This is a genomic window from Chitinophaga sp. 05T412 (genome assembly GCF_056396465.1).
Map to the genome: position 1 here is coordinate 182,318 of NZ_JBFTLN010000016.1, position 14,159 is coordinate 196,476.

General features: G+C 47.9%; 11 protein-coding genes and 2 tRNA genes. 3 read left to right on the forward strand and 10 right to left on the reverse strand.

What is annotated here, in order from left to right; genetic code table 11:
* Nucleotides 1-3: 3 nt before the first annotated feature.
* Complete coding sequence (locus AC1DFM_RS28430; protein WP_477080166.1) at nucleotides 4-597, reverse strand: RNA polymerase sigma-70 factor; 594 nt, start codon at nucleotides 595-597, stop codon at nucleotides 4-6.
* A gap of 172 nt (nucleotides 598-769) precedes the next feature.
* Here AC1DFM_RS28430 and xseA point away from each other — a divergent pair, with 172 nt between their 5' ends.
* Nucleotides 770-2,209, forward strand: a complete 1,440-nt coding sequence (gene xseA / locus AC1DFM_RS28435; protein WP_477080167.1) for an exodeoxyribonuclease VII large subunit — start codon at nucleotides 770-772, stop codon at nucleotides 2,207-2,209.
* Nucleotides 2,187-2,396: an exodeoxyribonuclease VII small subunit gene (gene xseB, locus AC1DFM_RS28440; protein ID WP_291919532.1), complete on the forward strand. Its 210-nt coding sequence runs from the start codon at nucleotides 2,187-2,189 to the stop codon at nucleotides 2,394-2,396. The genes xseA and xseB overlap by 23 nt, the downstream gene beginning before the upstream one ends.
* Before the next feature lie 124 nt (nucleotides 2,397-2,520).
* On the opposite strand, the gene AC1DFM_RS28445 is transcribed toward xseB, so the two are convergent.
* The 5 genes from AC1DFM_RS28445 to AC1DFM_RS28465 all read right to left on the reverse strand — a co-directional run bounded on the left by AC1DFM_RS28445 (nucleotide 2,521) and on the right by AC1DFM_RS28465 (nucleotide 6,211).
* Nucleotides 2,521-3,675 carry a BamA/TamA family outer membrane protein gene (locus tag AC1DFM_RS28445; RefSeq protein WP_477080168.1) on the reverse strand — a complete coding sequence of 385 codons (1,155 nt, stop codon included), beginning with the start codon at nucleotides 3,673-3,675 and terminating at the stop codon, nucleotides 2,521-2,523.
* A 130-nt stretch (nucleotides 3,676-3,805) separates the two neighbouring features.
* Nucleotides 3,806-4,159: a hypothetical protein gene (locus AC1DFM_RS28450; RefSeq protein WP_477080169.1), complete on the reverse strand. Its 354-nt coding sequence runs from the start codon at nucleotides 4,157-4,159 to the stop codon at nucleotides 3,806-3,808.
* A gap of 116 nt (nucleotides 4,160-4,275) precedes the next feature.
* Nucleotides 4,276-5,817 carry a hypothetical protein gene (locus AC1DFM_RS28455; protein WP_477080170.1) on the reverse strand — a complete coding sequence of 514 codons (1,542 nt, stop codon included), beginning with the start codon at nucleotides 5,815-5,817 and terminating at the stop codon, nucleotides 4,276-4,278.
* 82 nt (nucleotides 5,818-5,899) lie between these two features.
* Nucleotides 5,900-6,009 (reverse strand) — tRNA-OTHER (locus tag AC1DFM_RS28460).
* 84 nt (nucleotides 6,010-6,093) lie between these two features.
* Nucleotides 6,094-6,211: transfer RNA gene (locus tag AC1DFM_RS28465), tRNA-OTHER, on the reverse strand.
* Nucleotides 6,212-6,455: 244 nt separating this feature from the next.
* On the opposite strand from AC1DFM_RS28465, the gene AC1DFM_RS28470 reads away from it, so the two are divergent.
* On the forward strand, nucleotides 6,456-7,478 hold the full coding sequence (locus AC1DFM_RS28470; RefSeq protein ID WP_477080171.1) for a helix-turn-helix transcriptional regulator: 1,023 nt from the start codon (nucleotides 6,456-6,458) through the stop codon (nucleotides 7,476-7,478).
* Between the two features lie 27 nt (nucleotides 7,479-7,505).
* Here the strand turns inward: AC1DFM_RS28470 and AC1DFM_RS28475 are convergent, their stop codons facing one another.
* Genes AC1DFM_RS28475 through AC1DFM_RS28490 form a run of 4 tightly spaced genes read right to left on the reverse strand, consistent with a single transcriptional unit; the run spans nucleotide 7,506 to nucleotide 14,109 of the window.
* A complete protein-coding gene (locus AC1DFM_RS28475) occupies nucleotides 7,506-8,951 on the reverse strand; it encodes a c-type cytochrome domain-containing protein (protein ID WP_477080172.1) in 1,446 nt (481 codons plus the stop codon).
* Nucleotides 8,951-9,877 (reverse strand): sugar phosphate isomerase/epimerase family protein, encoded by a 927-nt coding sequence (locus AC1DFM_RS28480; protein WP_477080173.1) that lies wholly within the window; start codon nucleotides 9,875-9,877, stop codon nucleotides 8,951-8,953. Before AC1DFM_RS28480 ends, AC1DFM_RS28475 begins: the two co-directional genes overlap by 1 nt.
* A gap of 3 nt (nucleotides 9,878-9,880) precedes the next feature.
* Nucleotides 9,881-11,377: a DUF1501 domain-containing protein gene (locus tag AC1DFM_RS28485; RefSeq protein WP_477080174.1), complete on the reverse strand. Its 1,497-nt coding sequence runs from the start codon at nucleotides 11,375-11,377 to the stop codon at nucleotides 9,881-9,883.
* Between the two features lie 5 nt (nucleotides 11,378-11,382).
* Nucleotides 11,383-14,109, reverse strand: coding sequence for a DUF1553 domain-containing protein (locus tag AC1DFM_RS28490; RefSeq protein WP_477080175.1), 2,727 nt, complete (start codon nucleotides 14,107-14,109; stop codon nucleotides 11,383-11,385).
* Between the last annotated feature and the right edge of the window lie 50 nt (nucleotides 14,110-14,159).

Consider the following 14,159-nt stretch of genomic DNA (forward strand, 5'->3'; position numbering starts at 1 on the left):
AAGTTAAGAATCAATCCGGAGGTAGGTTTGCGCCGTTTCATCGGAGAGGTCAAAGCGGATGGCCTGGGATATTCTTTTTACCGCAATGGTCAGCTGGGCATCCACCGTTTTGGTAGAAATATTGAGCAATTCGGCTACTTCCCGGTAGCTTAAACGATCTTGTTTGATTAAACGAAAAATCAGCTGGCAGCGGGCCGGCAAACTACGTATCGCCCTTTCTATTTTTTGAGATACTTCGGCAGATACCATCCCGTTTTCCGCATCCGGCGCAATAGCCAGCATGTCGGTGTTGATATCATCCAGCGAATGATGCTGATGCCGTTTTTGTTGCTGCAGGGTGTTGAGAGAAAGATTCTTCGTGCTTACATACAGGTACACCACGGGGTTTTGTACATGTAATAAGTCGTTTCTTTTTTGCCATAAGGAGATAAATACATCCGACACAATTTCTTCTGCCAGATGAAAGGAGGAAACAATAGATGCAGAAAAATGAATCAGCCGCGCACACAAGCTTACATATAATTCATTATACGCCTGTATACTGTTCTCATAGCAGATTCCGTGAAAAAGCAATTTTATCTGCTCATTTTCTCTCATGGCGCAAAAGTATATAAAAGCGAATAAGTCTTTTATTAAGTGATTGTTACGTATTTTGGTTGACCGACGATCTTTTCATTATTCAATGGAGGGCAATATATACATTTTTTAGATTCCCCGCATATTCCCTTCTTCTCCGGAAATAAACGTTTTACTTATCTTTACCAGGCTAATGAACGATTCACCCGCTATAAAGCTTTCCGCACTCACCAGTAAAATACAGCAGGCACTCCACAACGTGTTTGCAGACCAGACCTATTGGGTAGTAGCCGATGTGACCAATCACTCTTTTTACCAGCAAAAAGGATATCATTATTTCGATCTGGTGGAGAAAGATACACAAGCCGGTGGCATCGTGGCCAAAGTGTCCGCGGTAGCCTGGGGGAACGGCGCTACACGGATTAAGGAATTCGAAATTGTAACGGGACAGCCATTTAAAAACGATATTCATGTGTTAATCCGCGTATCGGTGGCTTATCACCAGGTACATGGATTACAGATTTCGTTATTGGATATTGATACCAGTTTTACGATAGGAATGCTGGAACAGCAGAAGCAACAAACGTTGTTGCGACTCACCAGTGAATGCGCGGACTTTATCCGTAAAGTAGGTGATCGTTATATAACAAAGAATAACCAGTTGCCGTTGCGGGCGGTGATACAACGACTGGCCATCATCACCTCTGGTAATTCCGCGGGGTACCAGGATTTCCGGCATACCCTGGAGCATAACCATTTCGGCTATACTTTTATCATCGATAATTATTTTACAGTGGTACAGGGGGAAGCCAAAGCGGAATTAGTGCAACAGCGGCTGATTGATATTTACAACAGCCAGATTCCCTACGATGCAGTGGTTATTATCCGTGGTGGCGGGGCACAAACCGACTTCCTGATTTTTGATACCTTCATCTTAGGCCGCGCAGTAGCTAAATTTCCCATACCGGTGATCACGGGTATTGGTCATCAGAAGAATGAAACTATTACGGATATGATGGCGCATACCGCCACAAAAACGCCTACCAAGGTAGCAGAGCTGATCATTGCACATAATCGTAGTTTTGAAGAAGCCCTGATCTCGATGCAGCAAAGTATTGTGATCCGTTCCCAGCAACTTTTCTCTGGTCATTTTCAGGAGCTGGCATCGCTGAACAGTAGCATTATCAATCAGAGCAGAACCTTGCTGGCTAATCATAAAGAGGAACTGCATAATATCAAGAATACGGTATTACAACATGCTTCTGCCGCTATGCTGAATCGTCACCGGGAGCTGATAGCGGCGTCGAATGCGGTGCTGCAACGGCCACGGATTACGGTATCCAACCGCCTCAATGATTTGAATAATATGGTGGACAAGTTCCGCTCGTTCAGCCGGATGTACATGCAAAGCAAACGGGGACAGATAGCCCACTATGATACTTTATTTAAACTGATGAGTCCTGCTAACATTCTAAAACGCGGCTTCGCCATGATTTACCAGGATGGACAGGTACTCAGCAATGCCAGTACGCTTCAGCCGGGCAGCCATATTATGGTGGTATTGCCGGATGCCTCGCTGGACGCCACTATTACATCAAAAACAACTACGCATGAACCAGGAACTGACATATGAAACCGCCTATAACGAATTACAGGAGATAGCCGCCGAAATTGAAAATGAAGCGGTGTCAGTAGACCTGTTGGCAGAAAAAGTAAAACGCGCTGCCGTGCTGATAGAATTCTGTCAGCAGAAATTACGCGCCACAGAAGCAGAGGTAAATAATATTATTAAGCAGATGGAAGGGAAAGGGGAGAAGTAATCCTTCAGGGTATTACTACTGCTTTGTCAACGCTATCTTTATATTGCTGATATAACTGTTTGATATACGCCGACAACTGGGAGCGGTCTGGAGCGTCGGAGAATGCGATGCGTTATCCATCTCCCTAAAATACTTCATTAATTCCGAAATAGAACCCGGATTGGTCCTTTCCTCTGCCATAATCCAGGCGGATATTGACTCTTTTTTTGAATTCCCAGCGATACCCGATACCATAGCTGATGAGCGACTGATGGAATTCGAAGGCATTGAACTGCGGAAATACGTTACCACCGCCAACCCAGGCCACCACACCACTGCGGTTATAGATTCGTTGCCGGAGTTCTATTTGTGCAGCGATATAGTTTTTATCACGGAAGCGGCCTTCGTAGTAGCCGCGTAAACGATTGGAGCCGCCGGCTTCTGCCAGTAAACTCCAGGGCACATCACCGCTGCGTTCTTCCGCATACAGGTCGGTCGCCAGTACGGCGCCTTTCCACAATTTTTTGTACCAGTCGAATTGCAGATCAAACTGCGAGAAAACAGCTTTGTTGCCGAAGAAAGAAGGGAAGAAGCGATAGCCGAGACGCACATACATGCCCTTGTAGGCATTGGGGATGAAGTCGCGGGTATCGTATACGATAAAAGGACCGGCGCCTATACCCAATATTTTTTCCGGCAGCATAAAGGGCTTACCACCGGTGGTGTCTAACTTTTTCGTTTGTACATTTTGAATTTGTGCGCAGAGGCCCGCAAATAATTTACCGTTTAAATTCACGGAGAAGTCGGCCTGCATTTTTTCGGTGAGTTGTACAAATTCGCTGTAGTTGTCTTTGTTTTCGCCGGCATCGTAACCAATGCCCCAGTATTTGTTGGGGCGGGAGCTGAAGGAGGCTTTAAGTGCCAGCCGGAAGCGGTCGTGCGGAAAGATGGTGGTATTGCTGATGCCTACTCCATAGAAGCCGGTAGCAGCTACCGAAGCGTAAATCGCCGCATTGGAAACGGGCAGCAGGGAATCGCTTCTATCGGTTTTGTATTGGGCGGCCATCATCACGGCAATGCCCACACTGGTTTCCGGTGTGTAAACGGGGCCACCAATGAAGCTGAGATCTACTTTTTTCTTTTTCTTCTCCACATTGGTATGTTTCAGATAATACATAATATTATCGAAGAAGCCTCTGGGCACGGAAACCGTAGCCGTGCTATCGGCCTTGTCCTTAAGCTGAGCATGCAATACAGCTGGGGTTGCAATAAGGAGAAACAGTAATCGGTATTTATTCATGTATGACAATGATATGAATATAACACCATTTTTAGAAAATTGATGAAAGAAGGGATAAAAAATGCGGATATGGCAATAGCAGCGCGGGCAAATGCCCGGCTGCTATTGTTATGGAATATAGGTTAACAAATTAATCAAGGAATAACTGTGTCACGGCGGCGGTATTCATGGCCCATTTGGCAGTATATACCTCATCGGCAGGCAGCTGATCAGTGATGGTTAACTGTTGTGCTGCTGCTTTGATCTGCAGTAACTGACCAATGGATAATTTGCTATCCAGTTTTTTCAGGATGGCTTTTACATTGGCCAGGTCCAGTTGTAATACTACCTGTCCGTCGAAAGGCATTTCGAGCCAGATGATTTCCTTTGCTTTTACATCCAATACGCCAAACACCAGTCCTTTGGTTAATCCGCGGGTGATACGCACCATATGCTGTACACAGGAAGGATCGTAGGCGACCCCCTTTTTTTCAGAGACCCTCATTGGATGTTTGTTATCCATCCATCCAACTTCCAGGTTAGGCGTAATTTCCCCACGGCTAAAGGCGTTGCAGGTAAACGTAACATATCGGGCGCCTGCCTGTTCCAGCTGTGGTATATCTATTTCAATATACTCAGCGGTACCAATCTGGCTTGGAATACAACGGATATCTCCGCTATGTTTACAACCGACGGTATGCGCTCCGGTGCGATGTACATGCTTTTGGCAGTAGTAGCCTGTGCTTCAAAACGTTTGGTCATGGCTTCCAGGCACAGGGTGGTGATGGATGCCTGCATGGCAAGGAGTTGCGCCTCGTCATACATGGCCAGCAAGCGGTTAGCCGGTATGCTTTTGCTCACACCTCCCAATGGTTTCACGGAGCGGGTGGCTGTTTTATCGAAATAATAATCTGCATACATCTGCAAAGTAAACAGCAAACGGGCAGGGATCTTATCTACAATAGCCTGGAAAGCTGCCACTACTGGCTCAGGCCCAAACCACAGCATGTTGGCAAACAGGGAGCGGGCAAATAATCCTGGCCGCTGTTGCAACAGGTACATGGTACTGTTCACATCATAGCGCAAGCGATAATGGTTCAGAGTTCCCTGCCATACGGTATAATCTTCCCGATAAAATTTATCCATCACCGTACGCAGGTGTTCAAATCCGGCGCGCTGGCTGAATTCCGCCAAACGTAATGCCCGGATGAAACGTACCCACATCCCACGTTTAGGATGCATGTTTTCACATACTGCTTCCGCATCCATCGCTAAGCTGTTCAACCATCCGGCTACCATAATACCTTCCCGGCGGCTGTATTTCAGCTTCAGGGAGGTCTGCACAAAGGCAGGATTAGTGGTATAGGCCACATGCAGCGTAGTGTTGTTTTTTATTTTCCGCCGCACGATGGTTTTAGGCGCAATCAATTGCGTGAACCCGGTATGTTTGTACCACAGGTAACGGAGTATATCCGTAGGCGTAGTAAACAAGGCAGCAGCGCTGGCTGCTTCGTTGCGTTCAATTAATATATCCACTACCGCCACCAGGGTTTCCTTCATACCAATTTTTACGGTTGGTAAAGGAAGCACCAACAGCAAGGATTTCAGGCTATCCATCTGGGTAGCATCCAATGCTGTTTTGGAAGCCAATAAGTCGTGCAGGTAATTGGCAGCGGTTGTGTTGCTCCACAGATCCAATACGCGCAATTTCTTATTTTGTCCATAGTTTTCTATGACACCTGTTTCCAGCGGTGTACCGCAGAAAGGGCATCCGTTATAGCGCTCCAGCGGGAATGTATTAGCTGGAATAATATGTCCGCAGGCAAGCTCGGTTCCGCTGCCCTGGAACACCGTGTTGAAATACGTCATGATATAATCGGATATCCTTACTTCTGTAGGGATGGTCCAGTTTTTTATCAGTGGAGTCCAGTTTTTATTCACGCCCATTACATCCCGCAATGTTTCCAGTACAGTAGCCTGGTAGGCAGGAGTGGTTTTATTCAATGCCTGCAGTAAAGATTCAGATACACCAAATCCCAGTTTAGCCAGGTTGGCAATCAATAAGCCGGTAGTAGGGGTCAGGTAGGCCGCATTCGCCTGCATGGCATGTTCAGGAATAAAAACCGACTGCTGACGTAAACCTACGCGTAATAATGTGTTCATGATTGTTGTTATTAAGAATCAGATAATGTTGTTGCTCTTTACCTTAAAAGAAGAAGTAAGCAACAATTGACCTCGATTGTAGTAAAGCAGGTTGGATTCGAACCAACGTTATACATCCTGTGAAAAGTTTTTATTGATCTGGCGGTGATGTGAAAACTTTTCAAGACGGTGTTACCTTTCAACTACTGCTTTTCCAATGAATGATTATAAGTTACCAGGTAATGTTGTGGCTTTTCCCAAATGAATGAAGTAAGCGACAATTGACCTCGGTATTCGTAAAGCAGGTTGGATTCGAACCAACATACTCCGCATCCGTAATAGAAATAAGTTTTAATTGACCTGCCGGTAATTTCAAAACTGCTCATTGCGGTGCTTCCCATTAAGCTACTGCTTTCCATCTTCGGCGGTAATGATGGATGTATCTCTTGGTGTTGATTGAAGTAACATCTACTTGACCGCTTCCGATGACACAAAGATGCCAATGTATGTGCGCAGTCCATCTGCGTACATAAAAAATATTTAAAAAAATATTTTAATGAGATGATAATCATTATTTTGTGAGATAATTATTTTTCTAAAAGAGATATCTACGCAGATAGATTGCGTAGAATTTTATTTTCTTTGCATAAAACGCGCGTATGTCCATTAATAAACTGGCCCTGATCCGGTATAAAGCCATCGATGATTGTTTGCGTAACCGCTATCGTAAATGGACCCTCGAAGATCTGATAGAGAAAGTAGCCGATGTATTATATAATGTAGAAGGCATCAGCTCGGGCGTCAGCAAGCGCACCATCCAGGCCGATATTCAATTGATGCGCAGCGATAAGCTGGGATATAATGCGCCCATTGTGGTAAAGGATCGTAAATACTATAGTTACAGCGACTCCGCCTATAGTATCACCAACGCGCCCATTAACGAAGGCGATGTAGATAAAATGAAGGAAATAGTATCGGTACTGAAGCAATTCAATGGCTTCAGCTACTTCGATGATATGAGCGACATGATTGCCCGCCTGGAAAATAATCTCTATAAATCTACCGATGCACACCGCAACTGCATTCAGTTTGAGAATAATCACCAACTACAGGGATTAGCCCATATCAATCCGCTGTACCAGGCCACCCTCCAACGCAAAGCATTGCTGATAGAATATAAATCTTTTAAAGCTACCACCGCACAGGAACACATCTGCTATCCGTACCTGCTGAAAGAATACCGCAATCGCTGGTTCCTCATCACGCGCACCAAACAATCCCCGCAGCTCACTACCATGGCGCTGGACAGGATAGTAGCATTGCAGGAACTACCCAAAGAAAAGTTTATTCATTATAACGGCGTACCATTTGAAGAATACTTCGGTGACCTCATCGGTGTCTCCAAATCAGAGAAAGACGTGGCCCATAAAGTAGTGCTGGAAGTAGATAGTAAGCATGCCCCTTATGTGATTACCAAACCCCTGCACCACTCCCAGCAGGTACTGAAAGAAGGGGAACGCAGTACTATTATCAGTATTGAAGTAGTCCGGAACTTTGAACTGGAGAGAGAAATTATGGGATTTGGAGAACACATGAAAGTATTGTCCCCCAAATCCCTGGCCCTGCAAATTGCAAAGCGACTAAACATAGCTACCCGGAGATATAAATCCGGTGAGGAGTAACGTATGCGCTTATACGTAGTGGCCTTGTCAGCTGGCTACTTTGTGATACACCATGGTATCGGACGCCAGTTGTTGTAAACGGTATCCACCGGTATCAATCGTCAGCTTAGGCATATATTTATGTAATTCTGCCATGGCTGCTGGTGTTAACCCAGACTGGTATAAGTATACCTGTTGCAGTTTTTTGTTTTTTTCGAGAGATGTTAAAGATGCCCCCGTCAGCGCAGTGCCGGCCAGATTGAGATAACGCAACTCTGTACAGGCATTTAACGAGGACAAGTCCTTGCCTTTTACGCCCGTATTCCGGAGATCCAGCCGTACCAGGTGCGTGAGCTTGCCTATCACGCCAAACGAGCTGTCTGTTACCCGGGTGCCGGCCAGATTCAGCCATACCAGTTGCGCTTTCAGCGGCAACAATAACTGCATATCTTCATTGGTGAAATTACCTGCGTTGATACCATCTACATTTACGTAGTTGCTGCCAGTGGCTACCGGCAATACTTTCATGCCTTTTGCTTCCAGCTTCGCTATATGCTCCGCACTAGCGGCACTTACTTTTTCTTCCGGAATAAATTCCTGCTTATCCCATGGCGTAGCGGGTTGCATACCTTCCAATACCGCCAGCATTAACGGCGTTTTGTTGAGCTCTTTAACCGTTTTGCCGGTAGGGGCGCCCTGCGAAATCCACCAGTGCAGCAGTTCCAGCTCCTGCGGTGTTACGCCCGGTTTACCTTTGGGCGGCATGCGGTGTTCATCTTCCTCAGGTAAAATCAGCCGCTTGAATAATTCACTTTCTTCCGGTACACTATCTTTCAATACCGGCCCATGCTCACCTCCTTTACGGATTAATGCCACCGATTCCAGCCGCAGCCCGCCTTTCAGCTTTTGCTCATTATGACAGCCATAGCAACGGTTCGTTAACACCGGCATCACCAGGTCTTCATATACCCGCGCATCAGCGATATTCGTATAGGCGGCTACGTGAGCTTTTGTTGCGCCTATACCGGTTAGTTTGCGTAAACCATCCGGCATGGCCTGTGTGAGGTAGTCATCGCCATGCGTCAGGCTACCACCGTAGTGGCCTGCTGCACTCAGCAATAATACCATCACCACGGAGGCGGGTACCTGCCATTTGCGCAGCTTGCCTTTGTGCTTATTTTTCTCCAGGATATACAGGCCGGTGCTCACAACGGCCACGCCTATACCGAGATATTTATGTGTGAGCAATAAACTTTCTTCATAGCCTCCATCCAGCGATAGCAGGTAACCAGTAATACAACTGGCGATGGCGGACAATGCGGCAATCAACAACGTAGCCGGTAATGCGCCCTGCAGGTGCCGCCATTTTTCCCGGCGTGCCAGCAAGGTAAGGATGCAGGCAATCAATAATATGCCAATAGGCAGGTGGACCAGCAAGGGATGCGAACGCCCTATAAACATGCTCCAGCTACCGGTATTTATCAGTAGTCTCATTATTTACTATAGCGTTGTTTAAGCTGCTTCATCATATATACATTGATATCCCATTGGTCGGCCACCGGCTGACGGGTATATGGCAGGGTAGGGAGGTAATCGGCCGGACCAAATTCGGTGAGGAAGGTCAGCGGCTTACCGGCAGTACGGTGATATTGTACTACCTGATCCCACCATGCGAAATGTGCTTTTACCGCACCGTCCCATTCCGGCGCCCGTGGATCGTTTACCTGCGGGCCTTCCGGGTGACCAATACGTGCATGTATATGTGAGGCGCGTTCCAGCGCTTTGGCAACAGTAGCAGATTGATCCTGTAACAACGACTCGTGTACGTTGCACCAGTGTGAAATATCGAGTGTGAGTCGCAGGTCCGGCTTCGCTTCAATAAACTGCCGCGCTACATGTGCGGCAAACAACATCCGCGAACGATGTGTTTCATGATACACCGGTACACCGGATTGTTTGGAGATGCGAACGGTCATGTCTATCAGGGCGCAGTTCTGTGCAAAGGTGAAATAGTCCTTTCCTGAGTGACAGTTGATATACAACGGCTTTACTTTACTGCTGGTAGCGGCTTTCAGCATGGTTTCAAACTGCTGTGCGTGTTTCGTATAGTCGCTGTCGTAGCCCGCAGCTAAGAAGCCCACCTGCATATCATGTTTCGCTAATGCTGCAAATAATTCCTGTTGTGCGCTGACTTCTCCGGGCCACCAAAGTTCCAGTCCGTCGTAGCCGGCTTGCTTGGCTTGTTGGCAAAAGGCATCTATACTGCCATTGTATCCCCAGTTGGTAGCTAACACAATTAACCGGAATCCTTCTTTTGCAGGAGCCATACTGGCGGCGGCAAAGGAGGGGAGAGACGGTAAACATAACGCAGAAGCCATTAAGGCGGATTGTTTCAGAAAATTTCTTTTTGTTTGATCCATGTTTTAGCTAAGTATGGGTGTAATAACTCTTCCTCCGGTATCTGTTAAGCGGAAAGGACGTCCCTGGAACTGATAAGTGAGTTTTTCATGATCGAATCCCAGTTGTTGCAGGATGGTAGCATGAATATCATTGATGGCTACTTTACCTTTTACGGCAGCATAGCCTATTTCATCGGTTTCACCGAAGGAGCAGCCTCTTTTGATACCAGCGCCGGCCATCCACATGGTGAAGGCTTCTACGTGGTGATCGCGGCCCAGGAAAGGCATTTCTTTACCATCCCTGTTTTCCTGCATGGGCGTACGGCCAAATTCGCCCCCCCATACTACCAGGGTTTCATCGAGTAAACCGCGTTGCTTGAGATCCTGCAGCAGGGCGGTAATAGGACGATCGATCTCGCGGCATTTGTTGCGTAAGCCGTAGTCGATAGAACCTCCTTCATCGGTACCGTGTGTATCCCAACCCCAATCGTACAGCTGTACGAAACGCACGCCTTTTTCCACCAGCTTGCGGGCCAGCAAACAGTTGTTGGCGAAGGATTCTTTGCCTGGCTGTGTGCCATACATTTCATGGATGTAGTCCGGTTCGTTGTTGATGTTCATCACATCCGGCACAGAGATCTGCATTTTGTACGCCAGTTCATACTGGGAAATGCGCGCCAGTGTTTCAGGATCACCGAAGGCGGTGTATTCTTCTTTATTGATTTCGTTGATGGCATTAATGGATTCTTTGCGCAGGTCTCTGCTCATACCATCCGGATCATTGAGGTACAGTACCGGTTCTCCTTTGGTCCGGCATTGTACACCCTGATATACGGAAGGCAGGAAACCGCTGCCCCATACGCTTTTACCGGCATCGGGGGTTTTACCTCCGGAGGTCAGTACCACAAATCCAGGCAGGTTGCTGTTTTCAGATCCCAGTCCGTAAGTCACCCAGGAGCCGGTGCTGGGGCGTCCCAGTCGCGCGCTACCCGTTTGCATCAGCAGTTGGGCTGGACCGTGGTTGAACTGGTCTGTTTGCACGGCTTTCAGGAAGCTCACATCATCGGCCATAGTGGTGAAGTGTGGCAGGTGGTCAGAAATCCAGGCCCTGGATTCCCCGTGTTGTTTAAACACGGCCTGTGGTCCCAGCATTTTAGGAACGCCTCTGATGAACGCAAACTTTTTACCTTCCAGCAGGGACTGCGGACAAAGTTGGTTATGTAGTTTCGCCAGTTCCGGCTTATAGTCGAATAATTCCAGTTGAGAGGGCGCGCCGGCCATGTGCAGGTAAATCACTGCTTTGGCTTTGCCGGGGAAGTGAGGCGCTTTAGGCGCCATCGGGTTGCCGGCGGCATCTACCAATGTTTTGTTGCTGCTGCTACTGCTACCGCAACTGGCGAGGAAAGAGCCCAATGCGGCTGCTCCGAGGCCTGTAACACAATCCTTCAGAAAGTGACGCCGGGTAAAAAAGCGCAGGGTAGTATCATTTGCTTCCTTGATCAGTCTTGCATGTTTGGTCATACTGCTTAGGATTTAGTCAGGAATTCATCCAGGTTCATAATAGCATTAGCCACTACTGCCAGGGCAGCCAGTTCGGCCTGTTGCGGTTCACTGTTTTGGCTTTTCAGCATTTTTTTGGCAGCATTCGGGTCTTTCTGGAACTCCTTCAGCGCCTGGGTATAGAGTGTTTTTAATACATTCAGTTTATTGTCAGGAATCGCTTTGTATAAAGCGGTTTGATAACCCCAACGAATACACGCTGTTGCGTCTTTACCACCGTTTTGCTGCATATGTTTCGCCAGCACGGTCGCCGTTTCCAGGTAAACCGGATCATTCAGGGTGGTGAGCGCCTGTAAGGGTGTGTTGGTACGGATACGGCGTTGCAGGCATACTTCGCGGCTGCTGCCATCAAAGGAAATCATGGATGGGTAAGGACTGGTACGTTTCTGATATACGTATACCGCTCTTCTGTATTGATTGCCGTCTGTGGCGGTCACCCAGCTGGCGCCGTTGTACACGGTTTGCCAGATGTTGTCCGGTTGATAAGGCATGATGCTGGGGCCATGCATTTGCGGATTGAGTAAACCACTTACCAATAATGCCTGGTCGCGTACTTCTTCTGAAGTAAGACGGAAACGGGAGCCTCTTGCCAGCAAGCGGTTTGCAGGATCTTTTTCCAGCATTTCCGGTGTGGCATTCGATGTTTGTTTATACGCGTCAGACATTACAATTTCCTTCAGGAATGGTTTCAGGTGCCATTTGTATTCGTGCATAAACTGGTAGGCCAGGTAGTCCAGCATTTCCGGGTGAGAGGGCAGGAAGCCCTGTGTGCCGAAGTCTTCCAGCGTTTCCACGATGCCGGTGCCGAAAATTTGTTCCCAGCAGCGGTTCACCATCACACGGGCGGTGAGCGGATTCTGTGTAGACGTCATCCATTCTGCCAGTCCGAGGCGATTGCGGGGTGCGTTTTTAGGAAACGGATTGAGTACTGCCGGTACATCCGGTGTTACTACAGGTCCTTTTACCAGCCAGTTACCGCGTTCAAATACATGGGTCGTGCGGGCCATGTAGGCGGGATTTTCTATCATCACGGGTACATCATCGGGATTCTGATTAATCAGTGCCATCATTTCGGCATTGATTTTATCAAATCCTGGTTTTCCTTTGCCGGGCATATCACCGCGGAAAGCAAACCATTCTATGGCACATACGGCATCGGCCGGGTTGATAGCCGCGTTGCGGAATATCAGATACAGATCATGCGTGCCGGTGATAGCTGGTATTGGCATGGCGATGGCGAGGCGTCCATTGGTAGTAGCCAGTTGATGGGTGAGGATCGTTTTGCCTTTGAGGCTATCGAGCCTGATTTCCATGGTGCCACCAGGATTGCCGGTCCAGTAGTTCATGAAGAGCTGTGTTTTTCCGTCCAGTTGCTGGTGAGGAAGACGGCAGCTACCGTTATTTCTTACGCCCATGTATTTGGTATCTAACAGGGCGCCGTTGATATATTGATCTGCGTCGTGGGCATGTACTTTAGGTTCCAGTACTTTCAGGAATTCCTGTACGCTCTGCAGCTCGCTGTTGTTGCCGTTTTGTGATACCCAGCTGCTGATTTCACTTACCTGAGAAAGACTAACGCTGTCGTATAAACGCAATTTAGGATGCTCCATGTGGGTATCTTCATCGCGGGTATTGTTGAGGAAGGCGAGCAGTTTATAGTAGTCCTGGAAACGGAAAGGATCGTAAGGATGGCTATGGCATTGCACACAGGCGATGGTGACGCCCTGGAATACATCCATGGTGGTGGCTACGCGGTCCATGACGGCGGCGGTGCGGAATTCTTCATCCTGTGTACCTCCTTCATCATTGCACATGGTATTGCGGTTAAACGCCGTAGCAATGAGCTGTGCATTTGTGGGATTGGGCAGCAGGTCGCCGGCCAGCTGGTTGATGGTGAAGCTGTCGTAAGGCATATCGCTGTTAAAGGCGTCAATCACCCAGTCGCGGTACCGCCATATTCTGCGGCCTTCATCTCTTTCATAGCCTTTGGTATCGGAGTAGCGGGCGAGGTCCAGCCACATAGCGGCCCAGCGTTCGCCGTAATGGGGCGATTGCAGCAGTTCATCCACTATTTTTTCGTAGGCTTTGGGATCTTTGCTTTCGGCAAAGCGTTTAGCCATTTCCGGTGTTGGCGGCAGACCGGTGATATCCATGCTGACGCGGCGCAGCAAGGTCATTTTATCCGCTTCTGGCGAAGGTTTAAGTCCTTCTGCTTTCAGTTTGGCCTGTACAAAACGATCAATGTTGTTGCCGTTGGCCACATCGATATCAGGGACCTTGATTTGTTTGGGAGGTACGTAAGCCCAGTGTTCTCCCCATTCAGCGCCTTCTTTCACCCATCGGGTGAGGATATCGATTTCTGCTTCTGTGAGGGGAGTTCCTTTTTGCGGCATCCGTTCTTTAGGATCTTTGCAGGTAAGGCGACGAATGAATTCACTCTTTTCAGGGTGACCGGGAATAATAGCGGGTTTGCCGGATTTGGTGTTGCCCAGGGCTTCTTCGCGGAACAGTACACTAAATCCGCCATTTTGTTTTACGCCTCCGTGGCAGCTGATACAATGCTTGTTCAGCACCGGTTTTACCTCCGAGCTGTAATCTACTTTTTTCTTGGAATGGCAGGCTGCCAGCATGATGCCTGCGCCTGCAGCAATAGTGAGGACAACAGTTATCCTCAACGTGGAAAAATAATGCATTGGCAGTTGATTGTTCACATTGTAAAAATAAGTGTCCCCTGACAGAATGC

What these genes read in the sequence shown, in the direction of transcription:
- AC1DFM_RS28430 (WP_477080166.1), bottom strand. Translation starts at nt 597, where the DNA reads ATGAGAGAAAATGAGCAGATAAAATTGCTTTTTCACGGAATCTGCTAT.
- xseA (WP_477080167.1), top strand. Translation starts at nt 770, where the DNA reads ATGAACGATTCACCCGCTATAAAGCTTTCCGCACTCACCAGTAAAATA.
- xseB (WP_291919532.1), top strand. Translation starts at nt 2,187, where the DNA reads ATGAACCAGGAACTGACATATGAAACCGCCTATAACGAATTACAGGAG.
- AC1DFM_RS28445 (WP_477080168.1), bottom strand. Translation starts at nt 3,675, where the DNA reads ATGAATAAATACCGATTACTGTTTCTCCTTATTGCAACCCCAGCTGTA.
- AC1DFM_RS28450 (WP_477080169.1), bottom strand. Translation starts at nt 4,159, where the DNA reads ATGAGGGTCTCTGAAAAAAAGGGGGTCGCCTACGATCCTTCCTGTGTA.
- AC1DFM_RS28455 (WP_477080170.1), bottom strand. Translation starts at nt 5,817, where the DNA reads ATGAACACATTATTACGCGTAGGTTTACGTCAGCAGTCGGTTTTTATT.
- AC1DFM_RS28470 (WP_477080171.1), top strand. Translation starts at nt 6,456, where the DNA reads ATGTCCATTAATAAACTGGCCCTGATCCGGTATAAAGCCATCGATGAT.
- AC1DFM_RS28475 (WP_477080172.1), bottom strand. Translation starts at nt 8,951, where the DNA reads ATGAGACTACTGATAAATACCGGTAGCTGGAGCATGTTTATAGGGCGT.
- AC1DFM_RS28480 (WP_477080173.1), bottom strand. Translation starts at nt 9,877, where the DNA reads ATGGATCAAACAAAAAGAAATTTTCTGAAACAATCCGCCTTAATGGCT.
- AC1DFM_RS28485 (WP_477080174.1), bottom strand. Translation starts at nt 11,377, where the DNA reads ATGACCAAACATGCAAGACTGATCAAGGAAGCAAATGATACTACCCTG.
- AC1DFM_RS28490 (WP_477080175.1), bottom strand. Translation starts at nt 14,109, where the DNA reads ATGCATTATTTTTCCACGTTGAGGATAACTGTTGTCCTCACTATTGCT.